Source organism: Nucisporomicrobium flavum (assembly GCF_016464385.1).
GTDB lineage: Bacteria > Actinomycetota > Actinomycetes > Mycobacteriales > Micromonosporaceae > Actinoplanes > Actinoplanes flavus_A.
Map to the genome: position 1 here is coordinate 175,592 of NZ_JADMLH010000012.1, position 17,701 is coordinate 193,292.

Consider the following 17,701-nt stretch of genomic DNA (forward strand, 5'->3'; position numbering starts at 1 on the left):
GTCGCCGGCGGCGTCGCCCGTGCCCGCTACGTCGCCCGTATCGTCGCCGGTGCCGTCGCCCGTATCGTCGCCGGTATCGGAGATGCCGGGGCCGGTGCTACCGCCGGCCCGCCCGGAAGCGTCGCCGGCCCGTCCCGGAGCTTCCCCGGCTCGCCCCGAAGCGTCTCCGGCCCGCCCGGAGGCGTCCCCGGCGCGTCCTCAGGCGTCGCCCGTGGCCGTGCCGTCGCCCGCTCGACCGGAGGGCGCGGCGCCGTCACCCTCCCGGGCGCTCCCGCCGGTGAGCCCCGCCGCGGTACCGTCACCCACCCGGACCGCCCACTGACCCGCAGGGCCCGCCATGATCCTCGCCATCCCGCTGCCGTCGCTGCTGCTGCGCCGGTTGCGATCGAGCGTGTCCACGCCCGTCCGGCGGCCGTCGGCGCCGGACGGGCCGCCGGCGATCAACGAGCTGTACCACGCGCGGCGGCTCGGGCTGGTGCGGCTGGCGGTGCTCATGGTCGACGACCTGGCGACGGCCGAGGACATCGTGCAGGACGTGTTCGCCGCCCTGTACCGGCGGCACGGGGCTGATCTGCGTACCGTCGCCGACCCGGAGGCCTACCTGACCTCCGGGGTGATGAACGCCGCCCGCTCGGCGCTGCGCCGCCGCCGGACCGCGCGCGCCTACGTGCCGCCGCCGGCGGGCACGGCCCCGGCGGCGGAGGAGCAGATGCTGCTGGCCGACGGCGACCGGGAGGTGCTGGGGGCGCTGGGCGAGCTGACCGTACGGCAGCGCCAGGTCGTGGTCCTGCGCTACTGGTCGGAGCTGTCGGAACAGGAGATCGCCGACGTTCTGCACGTGTCCCGCGGCACGGTCAAGTCGACAGCCAGCCGCGCCCTGACCATCCTCCGCGGCCTGCTGGGAGAACGCCGATGACGAACCTTGTAGCGCGGTTGCACGGCGCCCTGGGCGGCGTGCTGGGAGAACACGGATGACGAAGTTTGTAGCGCGGTTGCGCGGCGTGCGGGGAGATCACGGATGACGAACCTCGAAGCGCGGCTGCGCGCGGCCCTGTCCGCCCGGGCGCTGTCCGTGTCGGCGGATGATCTGCAGCCCGCCGTGCCGCCCACCCTGGCGACCGTACCGAAACCGCGGCGGCTGGCCTGGCCGTGGGCGGGAGCGTTGGCGGGCGGTGTGGCCGTGGCGCTGGTCGCCGGTTTCGTGGCGGCGCGGCTGCCCGGGGACGACGGGACGGGCCCGGCACCGAATCCGCCGGCGGCGACCGTACCGTCGCAGCAGTCCTCGTCGTCGCCCTCGTCGTCGCCGGAGGCTTCGCCGGGGATTTCCCCGGGGGTTTCGCCGGAGCCGGGACCGGCCCGGGGGAGCGACGGCCTGCCGAAGGGCAGGCCCGAGGCGTCGCCCGGATCGGCTCGGTCGCACCCGCCGGTGCCGGTGAGCCCTGGGGCCCCGGAACCGTCGACGGCGCCCAGCCCGCCGGCCGCGTTCGGCTGATCCGTCCCACTTGAGGGTTCCGGGCCGCCGAACCGAATGGCAACCGGGGCGCGCCTGTTCTGCGCTCCCTGGGGGCGCGGGGCGGGCGAATGGATGGGCATGACGGACACGCAGATCGTTGAGCTGGGGCTGCAGGCCATGACCATCGCGGCGAAGATGTGCGCGCCGGTGCTGGTGACCGCGTTGCTGATCGGGTTCGCGATCTCGTTGTTCCAGTCGGTGACGCAGATTCAGGAGGCGACGCTGAGCTTCGTGCCGAAGGCGGCGGCGGTGGGTGCGGCGATCCTGTTCAGCGGGAACTGGATGTTGCACGAGATGGTGACGTTCACGACGCAGTTGTTCGAGAGGATTCCGTCGCTGCTGAGCTGACGTCCGTCAGAGCTCGAAAGGCCGCCCCTCGCCATCGCGAGGGGCGGCCTTCACCGTTTGGCGGCCTTCACCGCTTGGTGGCTTGCGCGGAGCGCGGCGGCCTTCACCGTTTGGCGGCCGCGGCCGTGTCGAGCAGCCAGAGCGTACGGCGGGTGCCTCGCGCGTGGGCCGCGGGCAGGTTCAGGTCGCCGCCGAGCGCCGCTCCCACCGACTCGGCCTTGTCCGGACCCGCCGCGACCAGCCAGACCTCTTCGGCGGACTGGATGGCGTTCATCGTCAGCGAGATGCGGGTGGGCGGGGGCTTCGGGCTGTCGTGCACCGCCGTGGCCGAGCCGGTGGCGGTCGCGTCGGGGTGGCCCGGGAACAGCGACGCCACGTGCCCGTCCTCGCCGACGCCCAGCATGAGCACGTCGAAGTACGGCAGGGCCGCCTCGACCTCAGCCTCCGCCTGCGGGTCGTCGGGGATCGGGGCGCCGCCCGCGGCCGAGGTCGCGGCGGTCGTGGCGGGGGAGGCGTCGGTGGCCGCGGCGGCGAGGTCGCGGGCGTACCGGGCGGCGGCCGCCCGGGCGTCGTCGCCGTCGGGGCCGTCCGAGGCGGGCATCGCGTGGATGCGGGCCGGGTCCAGCGGCAGCGCGTCGAGCAGGGCCTCGCGGGCCTGGGTCTCGTTGCGGTCCGGGTCGCCGGAGGGCAGGAACCGCTCGTCGCCCCACCACAGGTCGACGCGGGACCAGTCGATGGCGCCCGAGGCCGGAAGGTCCTTGACGGCGCGCAGCACCTTGGCAGCCACCCGGCCGCCGGTCAGCACCACGTCCGCGCGGCCGCGGGTCGCCTGCGCGTCGATGATGGTGACGACCAGGCGGGCCGCCACGGCCGCCGCCAGAATGTCGGCGTCGGGAACCACCACCACAACGGTCTCGCTCATCGGACCCCTCGTCATTTTCGGTGCTGTCACGGCTCGGGGCCGTACCGCGCCAGGCGGAACGGCCCCGTTGATCTTAGAGAGGCGCCGGGATCAGGCGGCGCTCCCACCCTTGCCGGCCATGGCGCAGGACTCGGGTGGCGGTGCCTTCAGAGCCGGCCGGAGCGGCCGGGATCAGGCGGCGCTCCCGCCCGGGCCGGCCATGGCGCCGGACTCGTCGCCTGCACGGGCGGCCTGGACCGGGTCCTTCCAGACGTGCACCCGCATCGGCGGCCGCTTGTCCAGGTCGGCGACGCCCGCCATCGCGCCGAGTGCGTCGCCGTAGATCTGGTCCGGGTCCAGGCGGCGCAGCTCCTCGGCGAGCTCGTCCCCGACCGGGCGCTTGGGCAGCGGCATGTAGCGCGGCTCCTGGCCCGTACGGCTGAACAGCGCCGTGCCCTCCTCCCGGGTGACCGTCACGCAGTCGCCGTTGGCGCACTCGAGCTGCACCGAATACATCCGCGGGGCCCGGTCGGTGTGCTGCCACACCGGCTCGATGTCCAGCCGGGACTTGAGCCAGCCGCACATCAGCGCCGCGGTCGGGTCGTTCGGGGGCGCCATGACGGTCGCGCCGGTGACCCGCTCCTCGGTGGTGTCGAACGCGCCGGCCACCAGGGTGCGCCACAGGGTGATGCGGGTCCAGGTGAGGTCGGTGTCGCCCGGCGCGTAGTCGGCCGCCCGCTGCTTGAGCGCCGCGACCGGGTCGTCGGCGAGCTTGCTGTCGGTGATCCGCCGGTCGGCCACGACGCCGAGGAAGTCGTTGGCGATGACGTCCGGCGGCGCGCCGTGCCACCACGTGACCACCGGGACGTCCGGGGCCAGCAGCGGCATGACGACCGATTCCGCGTGCAGGGCCAGGCGGCCGTACATGCGCATCACGACGGCCTCGGCCGGCCCGAGCCGGCCGCCGACGACGATCTCCGCGTCGAGCCGGCTGCGGCCCTCCAGGTCGGACCGGACCACGATGAGCAGCCGGCACGGGTGCGCGGCGGCGGCGATGGTCGCGGCGGCCTCGGCCTCGCGGACCTTCTTCTCCTCCACGACGGCGACCAGCGTCAGGGCGAGCCCGGAGGCCACGCCGCCCGCGCTGCGCCGTTCGGCCGCGAGCGCCTTGACGACCTCGTTGCCGGTGGTGTCCCACAGACCGATCATGCTCGCCTCCAAGCACGGCCCTCGCGGGCCAGCATCTCGTCCGAGGCGCGCGGGCCCCACTCGCCGGCCCGGTACGGCTCCGGCTTCGTGCCGACCCAGGCCTCCTCGAGCGGGTCGATGACGCGCCAGCTCTGCTCCACCTCGGCCGCGTCGGGGAAGAGCGTACGGTCGCCGACCAGCACGTCGAGCACGAGCCGCTCGTACGCCTCCGGGCTGGACTCGGTGAACGCCTCGCCGTACTGGAAGTCCATCGCGATGTCGCGGACCTCCATGGTGGTGCCGGGCACCTTGGAGCCGAACTTGAGCACCACGCCCTCGTCCGGCTGGACCCGGATGACCAGCTGGTTGTTGCCGAGCATCTCCACGTCGGCCGGGTCGAACGGCAGGTGCGGCGCGCGCTTGAACAGGACCGCGATCTCGGTCACCCGGCGCGGCATCCGCTTGCCCACACGGACGAAGAACGGTACGCCCGCCCAGCGCCGGTTCTGGATGCCGAGGCGGACCGCCACATACGTCTCCGTGGTGGAGTCCTCCGGCACCCCCTTCTCCTCCAGATAGCCGACCGCCCGCTCACCGGCGACCCAGCCGGGGAGATACTGCCCGCGGACCGAGCCCTCGGCGATGTTCTGCGGCAGGCTGATGGCCTTGAGCACCTTCAGCTTCTCGGCGCGGATCTCGTTGGGGTCGAAGCTCGTCGGCTCCTCCATGCCCACCAGCGCGAGCAGCTGGAGGAGGTGGTTCTGCAGCACGTCGCGCGCGGCGCCGGCGGAGTCGTAGAACGCGGCGCGGGTGCCGATGCCGACGTCCTCGGCCATCGTGATCTGCACCGAGTCGACGTACTTGGAATTCCACACCGGCTCGAACAGGCTGTTGGCGAAGCGGAGCGCCAGGATGTTCTGGACCGTCTCCTTGCCGAGGTAGTGGTCGATGCGGAAGACGTCAGCGGGCGTGAACACCTCGTCGACCAGGTGGTTGAGCGCCATGGCCGTCTTCAGGTCGTTGCCGAACGGCTTCTCCACCACGACCCGGCGCCAGCCGCCGGACTTGGCGTTGTCGGCCATCCCGGTGCGGTTGAGCTGGTTGAGCACGATGGGGAACGCGGCCGGCGGGATCGAGAAGTAGAAGGCGGCGTTGCCGGCGATGCCGTTGCGCTCGCGCAGCTCGTCCAGGGTGCTCGCCAGGCTGTCGAACGCGGCGTCGTCGTCGAACGAGCCGGGCACGAACTGGAACTGACTCGCGAGCCGCTGCCAGACGTCCTCACGCCACGGTGTGCGGGCGCCCTTCTTCGCCGCCTCGTACGCCAGCGACTCGAAGTCGCCGTCGCCCCAGTCGCGCCGGGCGAAGCCCAGGACGACGAAGCCGGGCGGCAGCAGACCCCGGTTGGCCAGGTCGTAGACGGCCGGGATCAGTTTCTTCCGGGACAGGTCACCCGTGACACCGAAGATCACCAGAGCGCAGGGCTCCGGGATCCTGGGCAGCCGTCGGTCCTGTGCTGTGCGCAGCGGATTACCCACGTTTGCCATCCTGCCAGCTTTTCATCGTCCCGCAGGGTTACCCACAGGGTCGGGCCTGCAACATCCCGGCCGCGGCGAGCAGCTGCCGGATGCCGCGCCGCCGGTCGGTGAGGTGCAGCCGCAGCAGCGGCCGCCCGTGGCGGGTCAGGGCCTGCCGCGCGGCAGCGGCGCGGCGCGAGCGGGAACCGCCCAGCGGGTACGCCCGCCCCGGCACCTCCACGTCCTCCGGATCGGCACCCGTGATCTGCAGAAACGAGCCGTTGCGCAGGTCCCCGACGTGGTCGGCGTCCCAGTCCCAGGTGACCGGGCGGCCGATGGCGGCGGCGAGCAGCGGGCGCAGGGCGGCCACCTCGGCGTCGGATCCGGGGTCGAGGACGGCCACCACGGACAGATGATCATGAATGTCGGCGCCGAACTCGCGCAGGAGGGTGCTCAGGCCGGCGCGCGGACGAGTGGTGAAGATCTCCACGGCACCGTCGGTCCAGGACGGTGATTCCTCGTCTGCCGCGGCAGTACTCGGGTGTGCGGCCGGTTCCGCGCCGCGCAGCCGTCCGGCGATCGCCGCGGCCCAGCGCCACGCCACGAACTGCGCACCCAGCGGCCCGTTGACGGCCACGTCGGGGCGCGCGCCGCCGCCCGGGACCGCGCCCGCGCGCAGGCTGCCGCCGTACGAGATGGTCAGCACGTCCTCGCCGCGCACGCCGGGGCTGTCCGGCGTCTCGGCCACGACGGGCACCAGGCCGGCGGCGCCCAGCAGGGGAGCGGCCCATTCACCCAGGCCCTCGAGGCCGGAACCGTCGGCCACCAGGGCGACCGCATCGGCGCCGGCCAGGGCCAGGCCCAGGACGAGCGCCGGGTTGTCGCCCGCCTCGGCCCGGACCGACGGCGCGAACGCCGCGGCCTGGCCGATGAGCTCGCCCGCGTCGATGCCGGCGAGCGTGGCGGCGACGAGGGTCTCCTGGCCGGGCGCCTCGAGCAGCGCCTCGGAGCCGCCGAGCGACAGGAGGTGCCGGGCCGTCTCCGCCTCGGTCAGGCCGAGGTCGAGATAGGCCCGTTGCAGCACCCGGCGCAGGTCGCCGGCGCTCTCGGCGACCACCGTCACGCTGCGGCCCATCAGATCGCGGTCGCGCGTCAGGGCGAGCACCTGCCGCGGGTCCGGGTCGTCGAGCACGGTCAGCCGGCGGCCGAGCGTACGGGCGATCGCCCGGGCCGCGCGTCCCGGGCCGGCGAGCACGACGTTATCGAGGTCGCCCAGCTCCTCGTGCAGCTCGGCGAGCTGGGGGAGCAACGCCGGGTCCAGCGCGAGGGGGTCCGGGCCGGCGTCGAGGCCGGCCAGACGCGCGTCGACCCGCCCGTGGCGGGAGGCGGTCGCCGGGGCGCCGAACACGGCGAGTCCGGCGGCCGCCTCCACGGCCGCGAGCGGGTCGATCGTCACCCGTTACCCTTTGGCGGCGTCGCTCGGGCTGCCCGAGCCCTTCGCGGCCGCGGCCAGGGACTTCTTGACGTCCTCGAGCAGCTCGGCCCAGCTGGCCTCGAACTTCTCGACGCCCTCCTCCTCCAGGACCCGGAACACGTCGTCGAGGTCCACGCCGGCCGCGGTGACGTCGTCCATCACCTTCTGGGCGTCGGCGTACGAGCCGGTCACCGTGTCGCCCCGGGTCTCGCCGTGATCCTCGAACGCCTTGATCACCGACTCCGGCATGGTGTTGACCGTGCCGGGCGCGATGAGCTCCTCGACGTAGATGGTGTCCTTGTAGTCCGGGTTCTTGGTGCCGGTGGACGCCCACAGCGGCCGCTGCGGCAGCGCGCCCGCGTCGGCCAGCGCCTTCCAGCGGTCCGAGGAGAAGATCTCCTCGTACGCCTGGTAGGCCAGCTGCGCGTTGGCGACGGCGGCCTTGCCGCGCAGCGCCTTGGCCTCGTCGCTGCCGATCTTGTCGAGGCGCTTGTCGATCTCGGTGTCCACCCGGGACACGAAGAACGAGGCGACCGAGCCGATCTTGGAGAGGTCGTGGCCGTTCGCCTTGGCCTGCTCCATGCCGTCGAGGAACGCGTGCATGACGGCCTTGTAGCGCTCCAGCGAGAAGATCAGCGTCACGTTCACGCTGATGCCCGCGGCCAGGGTCGCCGTGATCGCCGGCAGGCCCGCCTCGGTCGCCGGGATCTTGATGAACAGGTTCGGGCGGTCGACGAGCCACCACAGCGTCTTCGCCTCGGACGCCGTCTTCTCGGTCAGGTGGGCGCTGCGGGGGTCCACCTCGATGGACACCCGGCCGTCCACGCCGTTCGACGCGTCGTACGCCGGCTTCATGACGTCACACGCCCAGCGCACGTCGAACGAGGTCAGCAGCCGCACCGCCTCCTCGACGGTGACGCCCTGCGCGGCCAGGTCCTTGAGCTGGTCGTCGTACGCGTCGGCGTCGGCGAGCGCCTTGGCGAAGATCGTCGGGTTCGTGGTCACGCCCACGACGTGCTGCTCGCGGCGCATCTTGTCCAGCGAGCCGCTCTGCAGCCGTACGCGGGAGAGATCGTCGAGCCATACCGCCACACCTGCGGCGGAGAGCTCAGCCAGCCTGTCCGTCATCGCTACTCCTCAGTTTCCGGTCGTGTGACCGGTGATTTCGCCGACCTTGGCGAGGGCGGCGTTGGCCTTGGCCACCACGTTGTCCGCGGTGAAGCCGAACTGCTCGAACAGGATCTTCGCGGGGGCGCTGGCGCCGTAGTGCTCGATGCTGACGGCCTCGCCGGCGTCACCGATCAGGCGGTCCCAGCTCATCCGGATGCCGGCCTCGACCGACACGCGCGCCTTGACGCCGCGCGGCAGGACCTTCTGCTGGTACGCGGTGTCCTGCTCGAAGAACCACTCCTGGCAGGGCATCGACACGACCCGGGTCGGGGTGCCCTCGGCCTCGAGGCGCTCCTGCGCGGCGAGGCAGATCGACACCTCGGAGCCGGTGCCGATGAGGATCACCTTCGGCTCGCCGGTGGACGCCTCGGAGAGGATGTAGCCGCCCTTGAGGACGCCCTCGGCCGACGCGTACTTGCTGCGGTCGATGGTCGGCAGGTTCTGCCGGGACAGCGCGAGCGCGGTCGGCCGGTCGGTGTGCTCCAGCGCGCCGCGCCACGCCCACGCCGTCTCGTTGGCGTCGGCCGGGCGGACCACGTCGAGGCCCACGATGGCGCGCAGCGCGGTCAGCGTCTCGATCGGCTGGTGCGTCGGTCCGTCCTCGCCCAGGCCGATCGAGTCGTGCGTCCACACGTACGTGACCGGGAGCTTCATCAGCGCGGACAGTCGCACGGCGCCGCGCATGTAGTCGCTGAACACGAGGAACGTGCCGCCGTACGGGCGGGTGAGGCCGTTCGCCGCGATGCCGTTGAGGATCGAGCCCATGCCGTGCTCGCGGATGCCGAAGTGCAGGGTACGGCCGTACTCGTGCCCCGGGAACGCCTTGGTGGCGTACTCGGCCGGGATGAACGACGGCTCGCCCTTCATCGTGGTGTTGTTGCTCTCGGCGAGGTCGGCCGAGCCGCCCCACAGCTCGGGCAGCACCGGCGCGAGCGCGTCGAGCACCTTGCCGGACGCGGCACGGGTGGCGAGGCCCTTCTCGTCCGCGGGGAACTCCGGCAGCGCGGAGGTCCAGCCCTCGGGCAGGCTACGGGTCGACAGGCGGTCGAAGAGCTTCTTGCCCTCCTCGTTGCCGGCCGCCCACGCCTCGAACGCCTTGGTCCACTCGGCGTGCTGCTCACGGCCGCGGGCGGCGGCCTGCCGGGTGTGCTCGAGGACCTCCGGGGCGACGTCGAACGGCCGGTTGGGGTCGAAGCCGAGGATCTCCTTGGTGGCCTTCACCTCGTCGGCGCCCAGGGCCGAGCCGTGGATCTTGCCGGTGTTCTGCTTGTTCGGCGCCGGCCAGCCGATGATGGTGCGCAGCACGATGAACGAGGGCTTGTCGGTGACCGCCTTGGCCTCCTGGATCGCCGCCCAGAGCGCCTCGACGTCCTCGTTGTAGTCGCCCTTCTCCGGGTCGCCCTGGCGCCAGTCCACGGTCTGCACGTGCCAGCCGTACGCCGCGTACCGCGCGCCGACGTCCTCGTTCTTGGCGATGCGGGTGTCGTCCTCGATGGAGATCTCGTTGTCGTCGTAGATCACCGTGAGGTTGCCGAGCTTCTGCACGCCCGCGACGGCGCTGGACTCGTGGCTGACGCCCTCTTCGATGTCACCGTCGGAGCACATGGCGTACACGTGGTGATCGAAGATCGAGGCGCCGTCGGCGGCGTCCGGGTCGAGCAGGCCGCGCTCGCGGCGGGCGGCCATCGCCATGCCGACCGCGTTGCCGATGCCCTGGCCCAGCGGGCCGGTGGTGACCTCGACGCCGGGGGTGTGCCCGTACTCGGGGTGACCGGGGGTCAGCGAGTCCCACTGCCGCAGCGAGGCGAGGTCGTCCACCTCGAGGCCGAAGCCGGCGAGGTAGAGCTGGATGTACAGCGTCAGGCTGGAGTGGCCGCACGACAGGACGAAGCGGTCACGGGCCGCCCAGAGCGGGTCCGTCGGGTCGTGCCGCATCACCTTGTTGAACAGCAGGTAGGCGGCGGGCGCCAGGCTCATGGCGGTGCCGGGGTGGCCGTTGCCGGCCTTCTCGACGGCATCCATGGCCAGTACCCGGACCGTGTCGACCGCCCGGCGGTCGAGGTCGGACCAATTGAGATCGTCTTTGGCAGCCACGTCGATTGTGCTCCTCGGGCATGATGTGTGAACCCTTTTGAGGTTGACCCTATCCAGTCCCTGTAAACCCCCGCCCTGGGAACGGCGCAGGCCCATACGCTGAGAGCGGACAGGCAGGGGTGCCGGTTGTGACGCCATGCACCCGCGACGGGTCGACCGAGCACGGCCCCGGGCTGCGCGTAGGCTGTCCGAACGTGCCCGCCGGTCCGCACCCGGCAACGGCTCGCAAAACGCCCGCGCCGATGCCGGAAGGTGGCTGTCCGTGAGCATGATCACCGAGCGTCCTGTGCCGGGGCGGTCGCCGGAACTCCGGGCGGCGACTCCGCGGGCGGAGGCGGGCGCCGCGCCGCGCCGCGACGTCCGTGCCGTGCTGAGGGCGTACGTGTCGCTCACGAAGCCGCAGATCGTCGAGCTTCTGCTGGTCACCACCATCCCGGCGATGATGTTCGCCGCCGGCGGCTGGCCCGACCTGGGCCTGATGGCGGTCGTGCTGGTCGGCGGCTCGCTCGCCGCCGGCGCGGCGAGTGCGCTGAACTGCTACATCGACCGCGACATCGACCAGCTCATGCGCCGCACCAAGCGCCGCCCGCTGGCCACGCACAGCCTCACGCCGCGCTCCGTGCTCGTCTTCGGGCTGAGCCTCGCCGTGGTGTCGCTGGTGTTGATGGCCGCCTTCACCAACTGGCTCGCGACGGCGCTGACCGCGGCGGCGATCGTCTACTACGACGTCGTCTACACGCTGTGGCTCAAGCGGCGCACCCCGCAGAACACCTTCTGGGGTGGCATCTGCGGCGCGGCGCCCGTGCTCATCGCGTGGGCGGCGGTCACCGGCACGGTCGGGGCGATCGGATGGGCGCTTTTTGCAGTTGTGTTCTTTTGGCAGATGCCGCATTTCTACCCGCTCGCCATCAAATACAAGGACGACTACGCCCGCGCCGGCATTCCGATGCTCCCCGTGGTCCGTTCGGCGCGCCGGGTCGACGCCGAGATCTTGATCTTCACCGTGCTCACGATCGCGTCGTCCCTGGCGGCCTGGCCGCTCGGCATGGGACCGATCTACGGCGTCACGGCGGTCGTGTCGGGGGCCCTGTTCCTCGCCGAGGCGATCCAGATGGTCGCCCGTTCGCGCCGGGGCGAGCCGCTGAAGGCGATGCGCCTGTTCCACTGGTCGATCACCTACCTGACGATCCTGTTCATCGCCGTCGCGGTCGACGCGCTCATCTGAGCCTGCTTGCGGTGGGTGACACCGCCGCGACCCGGAAGCCGCGATGCCCGTTTCGCCCGCTCTTTCGGTGACTCTGGGTCACTCCATCGATGGACTTCGTAGCCACGGATAATTCGGGCGATATCGGGTGATACCAATGGCGTCGGCGGCTAAACCCGCAGGTAATTGGCATCACAAAACCCGCCCGTCATTACTTGCCCGCGGCGGAAGTCTGCCTAGGCTGCGATCCATGGCAGAAGGTTCCGATACGACACTGACCGCGGGGATCAAGTCTTTCGCCGTCGGCCACGGCGGCGCGAAGGCGGTCATCGAGTACGTCGGTAAGCGTGGCGCGCGCATCGTCCTCGTAGGCGAGGACGGCGAGTGGACCGACCAGTTCGCCGCCGGCGGCACGGACGTGGCGCGCAAGGCCTGCGAGACAGCGGGCGTGCAGGTGGAGAACGAGTGGGAGCGCGAGCTCATGGAGCAGATGCGCCCCAGCAACGACCTCTGGCGATCGATGGCGCGCCGCAGCATGGCGCGGTAAATACAGACCTTGTCGGTGCGGCCCGGAGCTTTCCTCCGGGCCGCTTTCGTCTTTCACGATCAAGAGCTTGATGTCGTGGCCCGGTGGGTGGTGCGGACCGCAACTCCCGTCGAGGCCGGGGCCGGGGCCCAGCTTCGCCGGCCCTGGCCCCTTCATTCTGCGTAAGTGGGGAACCCCGGGTCAGGCGACGGGAGCGGGGGACTGCGGCAGGGGTTCGGCGGCCGTGTCCGCCGGCGGGACCGGCGTGGGGGTGACCGGGGCCGGGCGGTCGCGCAGGCGCCACAGGACGTTCAACGTGCCCACCCAGACCAGGCAGGCGCCGAGCATGTGCGCGCCGACCAGGATCACCGGCAGGTGCGTGAAGTACTGGACGAAGCCGATCAGCCCCTGGGCCAGCTCCACCACCACGAACAGGGCGGCCGCGCGCACCGCCGCGGGAGGCGCGTTCACCGCGCGCAGGGCGAACCAGAGGGCCACCGAGAGGCCGATCAGCAGGAAGACGAGGTCCGCGTGGGCCTGGGAGACCTCGGCCGGGTCGAGGCCGGTGCGCTTGGCGTCCTCGTCGCCCGCGTGCGGGCCGCTGCCGGTCACGATGACACCGACCACGAGCACGGCGGCGCTCACCACCGTCATGAACCCGGCGAGGTGGCGCAGCGGCGGGGCCACCAGCGGGCGGGTGGGCGCGTCGCCTTCCTTCGTCCGCTGCCAGAGCGCGTACGTGACGGCGATGAGCGCCATCGAGAGCAGGAAGTGCAGCCCGACCACCCACGGGTTGAGGTCCGTCAGCACGGTGATGCCGCCGATCACGCCCTGTCCCGGGATGCCGAGCCCGGCGGCCAGCGACAGCAGGACCAGCGACCGGCGGCGCGGCTTGTGCAGCAAGGCGGCCACGAAGGTCGCGAGCGCGATCAGGCCGAGGGCGATGCCGAGCAGCCGGTTGCCGAACTCGATGACGCCGTGGACGCCCATCTCCTGGGTCGTCGTGTACGACTGGTCGGTGCACCGGGGCCACGTCGGGCATCCCAGTCCGGAACCGGTCAGGCGGACCGCCGCGCCGGTCACGACCAGGCCGATGTTGGCGATCAGCGAGGCCAGGGCCAGGGGTCGTACCAGGGTGGGCTTGCTCACCTCGGTCATCGTACGCTCGAATTCGATCTTGGATCCGGACGCCTCCACGCGGTGGTGTCCTGGATCACCGGGGGGCCGGTTTGCAGGCTCGGAACGAAATACGTAACGTTGGCGTAGTGAAAAACGAGGTGCTGGCGAGGAGCAGCCAGGTGGCCGGTGCGGCCACCGGGCCGCGCGCCGCCACCTCGGCCTCCGACGGGCGCACCCGCGACCGCGTCGCCCAGCTCCTGCTGGAGCGGGGCGCCGCCACCGCCGCCGAGCTCGGCGCCCAGCTGGGGCTCAGCCCCGCCGCGATCCGCAAGCACCTCGACGCGATGCTCGCCGACCGGCTCGTCGAGGTCCGTGAGACCCCGCGGCGCGGCCCGCGCGGCCGCGGCCGGCCCGCCAAGGCGTTCGTGCTCACCGCCGCCGCCCGCGAGAACTTCCCGCACTTCTACGACGGCATCGCCACCGCCGCCCTGCGCTGGATCGCCGAGCACGGCGGGCCGCAGGCCGTCGACGCCTTCGCCACCGCCCAGGTGACCGCGCTCGAGGAGCGCTGCCGCGCCGCCCTGCTCGAGGCCGGCGACGACCCGGTGGCCCGGGCGGAGGCGCTCGCCGAGGCGCTGACGGCCGAGGGCTACGCTGCCAACGCGACCGCGATCGCGTCCGGCGGGCAGCTGTGCCAGCACCACTGCCCGGTGGCGCACGTGGCCGCCGAGTTCCCCCAGCTGTGCGACGCCGAGACCGCGGTCATCTCGCGGCTCGTCGGCACCCACGTGCAGCGCCTCGCCACCATCGCGCACGGCGACGGGGTGTGCACCACGCACATCCCGGCACCTCACTGCGCCCATCCGACCGCCCCGCCCGCCGCCCACGACCGGACTGAAGCCCTCACCACCGCACACACGGTTAGGAACGGATAATGACCGACCAGATCGTCACTCAGGAAGAGCACCTGGCCGCTCTTGGCAAGTACGAGTACGGCTGGGCCGACGCCGACGTCGCGGGCTCCACCGCCCAGCGCGGTCTGTCCGAGGCCGTGGTGCGTGACATCTCCGCCAAGAAGAACGAGCCGCAGTGGATGCTCGACCTGCGCCTCAAGGGCCTGCGCCTGTTCGACCGCAAGCCCATGCCGAACTGGGGCGCCGACCTCACCGGCATCGATTTCCAGAACATCAAGTACTTCGTGCGCTCCACGGAGAAGCAGGCCGCCACCTGGGACGACCTGCCCGCGGACATCAAGAACACGTACGACAAGCTCGGCATCCCCGAGGCGGAGAAGCAGCGCCTCGTGTCCGGCGTCGCGGCGCAGTACGAGTCCGAGGTCGTGTACCACAAGATCCGTGAGGACCTCGAGGAGCAGGGCGTCGTCTTCCTCGACACCGACACGGCCCTCAAGGAGCACGAGGACGTCTTCAAGGAGTACTTCGGCACGGTGATCCCGGTCGGCGACAACAAGTTCGCCGCGCTGAACACCTCCGTGTGGTCCGGCGGCTCGTTCATCTACGTGCCGAAGGGCGTGCACGTGGAGATCCCGCTGCAGGCGTACTTCCGGATCAACACCGAGAACATGGGCCAGTTCGAGCGGACCCTGATCATCGTCGACGAGGGCGCGTACGTGCACTACGTCGAGGGCTGCACCGCGCCGATCTACTCGTCCGACTCGCTGCACAGCGCGGTCGTCGAGATCATCGTCAAGAAGAACGCCCGCTGCCGGTACACGACCATCCAGAACTGGTCGAACAACGTCTACAACCTGGTCACCAAGCGCGCCACCTGCGAAGAGGGCGCGACCATGGAGTGGATCGACGGCAACATCGGCTCCAAGGTGACGATGAAGTACCCGGCCGTCTACATGACCGGCCCGCACGCCAAGGGCGAGGTGCTCTCCGTCGCGATGGCCGGCGAGGGCCAGCACCAGGACGCCGGCGCCAAGATGGTGCACGCGGCGCCGTACACGTCGAGCACGATCGTCAGCAAGTCCATCGCGCGCGGCGGCGGCCGGACCTCGTACCGGGGCCTGGTGCAGGTGCTGGACGGCTCGCACCACAGCGCCAGCACGGTCAAGTGCGACGCGCTGCTGGTCGACACGATCTCGCGCTCGGACACGTACCCGTACGTCGACATCCGCGAGGACGACGTCAACATGGGCCACGAGGCGACCGTCTCCAAGGTCAGCGAGGACCAGCTCTTCTACCTGATGAGCCGCGGCCTGACCGAGGACGAGGCCATGGCGATGATCGTGCGCGGCTTCATCGAGCCCATCGCCAAGGAGCTCCCGATGGAGTACGCCCTCGAGCTGAACCGTCTCATCGAGCTCCAGATGGAGGGGGCCGTCGGCTGACCGCCGGCGCCATCCACACCAGAGGCCTACGCAACGACTGAGAACAAGGACGAGATGACTACCGAGGCCATGGCACCGCCGAGCACCAAGTCGCAGGTGCTGCGTTCCTTCGACGTGACCGACTTCCCGGCCGTGAACGGCCTGGAGGAGGAGTGGCGCTTCACCCCGATCAAGCGGCTCGGCTCGCTGATCACGGCGACCGCGCTCACCGGCGCCGCGCCCGGCTACGCCCCCGGCGACCTGCCGGCCGGCATCTCGGTGGCCCAGGTCGACGCGGGCAAGGCGGAGCCGGTGCTGACCCCGTTCGACCGGATCAGCGCGCTCGCGTACGGGTCCGCGGCCGGTGTCACGCTCATCGACGTCGCGCCGGAGACGGTCTCGGACACCGCGGCCGTCATCCGGGTCGTCGGGCAGGGCAGCGAGGCGGCCGCGGCGCGCACGTACGTCCGGGTCGGCAACTTCGCCAAGGTCACGATCGTGCTGGAGCAGACCGGCACGGCCACCCTCGCCGACAACATCGAGGTCGTCCTGGGCGACAGCGCCCAGCTGACCTTCGTCACGATCGCCGAGTGGGACGCGGGCTCGGTGCAGGCCCAGCACGTCAAGTTCAAGGTCGGCAAGGACTCGCGGGTCCAGCACGTGCAGGTCGCCCTCGGCGGCGACCTGGTCCGGCAGTTCACCAGCGTGGAGTACGCGGGCCGCGGCGGCGACGCCGAGCTCTGGGGCCTGTACTTCGCCGACGCCGGCCAGCACTTCGAGCACCGTCAGCTCGTCGACCACAGCGTGCCGGACTGCCGCAGCTACGTCGGCTACCGCGGCGCGCTGCAGGGCGCCGCGGCGCACACCGTGTGGGTCGGCGACGTGCTGATCCGCGCGACCGCGACCGGCACGGAGACGTACGAGATCAACCGCAACCTGGTGCTGACCGACGGTGCCCGGGCCGACTCCATCCCGAACCTGGAGATCGAGACCGGCGAGGTCGCCGGCGCGGGCCACGCCAGCGCCACCGGCCGCTTCGACGACGAGCAGCTGTTCTACCTGATGGCCCGCGGCATCCCCGAGTTCGAGGCCCGCAAGCTCGTGGTCCGCGGCTTCTTCGCCGAGCTGATCCACAAGATCCCGGTCGAGGAGCTGCGCGAGCGCCTCGGCGACGCGATCGAGGCTCGGCTGGCGAAGGCGGGGGCCTGACCATGGGCTTCGAGCTTGTCGGTCCCGCCGCCGACGTGGCGAAGGGCACCGTGATCTCGGCCGAGGTCGGCGGGGTGGACGTCGCGATCGTGCACGCGGACGACGACACCTTCTACGCCGTACGCGACGAGTGCAGCCACGCGTCGGTCGCGCTCTCCGAGGGCGAGGTCGAGGGCTGCACGCTCGAGTGCTGGCTGCACGGTTCCCGCTTCGACCTGCGTACCGGTGAGCCGACCGGCCTGCCCGCCACCGAGCCGGTGGCGACCTTCGCCGTCGAGATCCGCGACGGCGACATCTACGTTTCGACGACACCGAGTAATGGAGTAGAGCCGTGAGCACCCTGGAGATCCGCGACCTGCAGGTGTCGGTCAAGCTGCCCGATGGCGAGCTGAAGCCGATCCTGGCGGGGGTCGACCTCATCGTCCGAGCGGGCGAGACCCACGCCATCATGGGCCCCAACGGCTCCGGCAAGTCCACGCTGGCGTACTCCATCGCGGGCCACCCGAAGTACGAGATCACCGGCGGCCAGGTCCTGCTCGACGGCGAGGACGTCCTCGCGATGAGCGTCGACGAGCGCGCCCGCGCCGGCCTGTTCCTCGCCATGCAGTACCCGGTCGAGGTTCCCGGCGTGTCCGTGGCCAACTTCCTGCGCACCGCGAAGACCGCGATCGACGGTGAGGCGCCGAAGCTGCGCACCTGGGCCGGCGAGCTGCGCGGCGCCATGGAGAAGCTGCAGATGGACCCGGCGTTCGCCCAGCGCAACGTGAACGAGGGCTTCTCCGGCGGTGAGAAGAAGCGGCACGAGATCATGCAGCTGGAGCTGCTCAAGCCGAAGGTCGCGATCCTCGACGAGACCGACTCCGGCCTCGACATCGACGCGCTGCGCATCGTCAGCGAAGGCGTCAACCGGGTGCGCGCGACCGGTGACACCGGCCTGCTGCTGATCACCCACTACACCCGGATCCTGCGCTACATCAAGCCGGACTTCGTGCACGTCTTCGTGGCTGGCAAGATCGTTCAGGAGGGTGGCCCGGAGCTCGCCGAGCAGCTCGAGGCCGAGGGCTACGAGCGGTACGTGGCCGGCGCCCGGGCCTGACGATCCTCGA

17 protein-coding genes are annotated in these 17,701 nt (G+C 71.5%); 10 read left to right on the forward strand and 7 right to left on the reverse strand.

Going from position 1 to position 17,701, the window contains the following annotated elements; genetic code table 11:
* The first annotated feature begins 337 nt into the window (after positions 1 to 337).
* From IT780_RS26880 to fliQ, 3 genes are all read left to right on the forward strand, one after another.
* A complete protein-coding gene (locus IT780_RS26880; protein ID WP_199514550.1) occupies positions 338 to 916 on the forward strand; it encodes an RNA polymerase sigma factor in 579 nt (192 codons plus the stop codon).
* Positions 917 to 1,018: 102 nt separating this feature from the next.
* The gene (locus IT780_RS26885; RefSeq protein WP_199514551.1) at positions 1,019 to 1,492 is read left to right on the forward strand and encodes a hypothetical protein; all 474 of its coding nucleotides are present in this window, start codon (positions 1,019 to 1,021) and stop codon (positions 1,490 to 1,492) included.
* A gap of 99 nt (positions 1,493 to 1,591) precedes the next feature.
* Entirely contained in the window at positions 1,592 to 1,861 is a 270-nt protein-coding gene (fliQ, locus tag IT780_RS26890) for a flagellar biosynthesis protein FliQ (protein ID WP_199514552.1), read from the forward strand.
* A gap of 103 nt (positions 1,862 to 1,964) precedes the next feature.
* On the opposite strand, the gene IT780_RS26895 is transcribed toward fliQ, so the two are convergent.
* The 6 genes from IT780_RS26895 to tkt all read right to left on the reverse strand — a co-directional run bounded on the left by IT780_RS26895 (position 1,965) and on the right by tkt (position 10,292).
* Positions 1,965 to 2,783, reverse strand: a complete 819-nt coding sequence (locus tag IT780_RS26895; protein ID WP_199514553.1) for a 6-phosphogluconolactonase — start codon at positions 2,781 to 2,783, stop codon at positions 1,965 to 1,967.
* 171 nt (positions 2,784 to 2,954) lie between these two features.
* Complete coding sequence (locus tag IT780_RS26900; protein ID WP_199514554.1) at positions 2,955 to 3,971, reverse strand: glucose-6-phosphate dehydrogenase assembly protein OpcA; 1,017 nt, start codon at positions 3,969 to 3,971, stop codon at positions 2,955 to 2,957.
* Positions 3,968 to 5,485, reverse strand: a complete 1,518-nt coding sequence (gene zwf / locus IT780_RS26905; RefSeq protein WP_199514634.1) for a glucose-6-phosphate dehydrogenase — start codon at positions 5,483 to 5,485, stop codon at positions 3,968 to 3,970. Before zwf ends, IT780_RS26900 begins: the two co-directional genes overlap by 4 nt.
* A 37-nt stretch (positions 5,486 to 5,522) precedes the next feature.
* The gene (locus tag IT780_RS26910) at positions 5,523 to 6,920 is read right to left on the reverse strand and encodes a glucose-6-phosphate isomerase (protein WP_233413544.1); all 1,398 of its coding nucleotides are present in this window, start codon (positions 6,918 to 6,920) and stop codon (positions 5,523 to 5,525) included.
* A 3-nt stretch (positions 6,921 to 6,923) separates the two neighbouring features.
* Positions 6,924 to 8,066: a transaldolase gene (tal, locus tag IT780_RS26915; protein WP_199514555.1), complete on the reverse strand. Its 1,143-nt coding sequence runs from the start codon at positions 8,064 to 8,066 to the stop codon at positions 6,924 to 6,926.
* 9 nt (positions 8,067 to 8,075) lie between these two features.
* A complete protein-coding gene (tkt, locus tag IT780_RS26920; protein ID WP_372443808.1) occupies positions 8,076 to 10,292 on the reverse strand; it encodes a transketolase in 2,217 nt (738 codons plus the stop codon).
* Between the two features lie 172 nt (positions 10,293 to 10,464).
* On the opposite strand from tkt, the gene IT780_RS26925 reads away from it, so the two are divergent.
* Together IT780_RS26925 and IT780_RS26930 are read left to right on the forward strand one after the other, a co-directional pair.
* Complete coding sequence (locus IT780_RS26925; protein ID WP_199514557.1) at positions 10,465 to 11,427, forward strand: heme o synthase; 963 nt, start codon at positions 10,465 to 10,467, stop codon at positions 11,425 to 11,427.
* A gap of 229 nt (positions 11,428 to 11,656) precedes the next feature.
* Positions 11,657 to 11,953, forward strand: a complete 297-nt coding sequence (locus tag IT780_RS26930; RefSeq protein WP_199514558.1) for a hypothetical protein — start codon at positions 11,657 to 11,659, stop codon at positions 11,951 to 11,953.
* Between the two features lie 180 nt (positions 11,954 to 12,133).
* Here the strand turns inward: IT780_RS26930 and IT780_RS26935 are convergent, their stop codons facing one another.
* Positions 12,134 to 13,090 carry a COX15/CtaA family protein gene (locus IT780_RS26935; protein WP_199514559.1) on the reverse strand — a complete coding sequence of 319 codons (957 nt, stop codon included), beginning with the start codon at positions 13,088 to 13,090 and terminating at the stop codon, positions 12,134 to 12,136.
* A gap of 107 nt (positions 13,091 to 13,197) precedes the next feature.
* On the opposite strand from IT780_RS26935, the gene IT780_RS26940 reads away from it, so the two are divergent.
* Genes IT780_RS26940 through sufC form a run of 5 tightly spaced genes read left to right on the forward strand, consistent with a single transcriptional unit; the run spans position 13,198 to position 17,691 of the window.
* Entirely contained in the window at positions 13,198 to 13,986 is a 789-nt protein-coding gene (locus IT780_RS26940) for a helix-turn-helix transcriptional regulator (RefSeq protein WP_372443802.1), read from the forward strand.
* Complete coding sequence (sufB, locus tag IT780_RS26945; RefSeq protein ID WP_199514560.1) at positions 13,986 to 15,407, forward strand: Fe-S cluster assembly protein SufB; 1,422 nt, start codon at positions 13,986 to 13,988, stop codon at positions 15,405 to 15,407. Before IT780_RS26940 ends, sufB begins: the two co-directional genes overlap by 1 nt.
* A gap of 54 nt (positions 15,408 to 15,461) precedes the next feature.
* Positions 15,462 to 16,595 carry a Fe-S cluster assembly protein SufD gene (gene sufD / locus IT780_RS26950; protein ID WP_199514561.1) on the forward strand — a complete coding sequence of 378 codons (1,134 nt, stop codon included), beginning with the start codon at positions 15,462 to 15,464 and terminating at the stop codon, positions 16,593 to 16,595.
* Between the two features lie 2 nt (positions 16,596 to 16,597).
* Positions 16,598 to 16,930, forward strand: a complete 333-nt coding sequence (locus tag IT780_RS26955) for a non-heme iron oxygenase ferredoxin subunit (protein WP_199514562.1) — start codon at positions 16,598 to 16,600, stop codon at positions 16,928 to 16,930.
* Positions 16,927 to 17,691 (forward strand): Fe-S cluster assembly ATPase SufC, encoded by a 765-nt coding sequence (gene sufC, locus IT780_RS26960; RefSeq protein ID WP_199514563.1) that lies wholly within the window; start codon positions 16,927 to 16,929, stop codon positions 17,689 to 17,691. Before IT780_RS26955 ends, sufC begins: the two co-directional genes overlap by 4 nt.
* The last annotated feature ends 10 nt before the right edge of the window (positions 17,692 to 17,701 follow it).

Coding starts and splice junctions, on each gene's coding strand:
- tal (WP_199514555.1), bottom strand. CDS start 8,066: ATGACGGACAGGCTGGCTGAGCTCTCCGCCGCAGGTGTGGCGGTATGG.
- IT780_RS26955 (WP_199514562.1), top strand. CDS start 16,598: ATGGGCTTCGAGCTTGTCGGTCCCGCCGCCGACGTGGCGAAGGGCACC.
- IT780_RS26935 (WP_199514559.1), bottom strand. CDS start 13,090: ATGACCGAGGTGAGCAAGCCCACCCTGGTACGACCCCTGGCCCTGGCC.
- sufB (WP_199514560.1), top strand. CDS start 13,986: ATGACCGACCAGATCGTCACTCAGGAAGAGCACCTGGCCGCTCTTGGC.
- IT780_RS26885 (WP_199514551.1), top strand. CDS start 1,019: ATGACGAACCTCGAAGCGCGGCTGCGCGCGGCCCTGTCCGCCCGGGCG.
- IT780_RS26880 (WP_199514550.1), top strand. CDS start 338: ATGATCCTCGCCATCCCGCTGCCGTCGCTGCTGCTGCGCCGGTTGCGA.
- fliQ (WP_199514552.1), top strand. CDS start 1,592: ATGACGGACACGCAGATCGTTGAGCTGGGGCTGCAGGCCATGACCATC.
- IT780_RS26895 (WP_199514553.1), bottom strand. CDS start 2,783: ATGAGCGAGACCGTTGTGGTGGTGGTTCCCGACGCCGACATTCTGGCG.
- sufD (WP_199514561.1), top strand. CDS start 15,462: ATGACTACCGAGGCCATGGCACCGCCGAGCACCAAGTCGCAGGTGCTG.
- IT780_RS26900 (WP_199514554.1), bottom strand. CDS start 3,971: ATGATCGGTCTGTGGGACACCACCGGCAACGAGGTCGTCAAGGCGCTC.
- IT780_RS26930 (WP_199514558.1), top strand. CDS start 11,657: ATGGCAGAAGGTTCCGATACGACACTGACCGCGGGGATCAAGTCTTTC.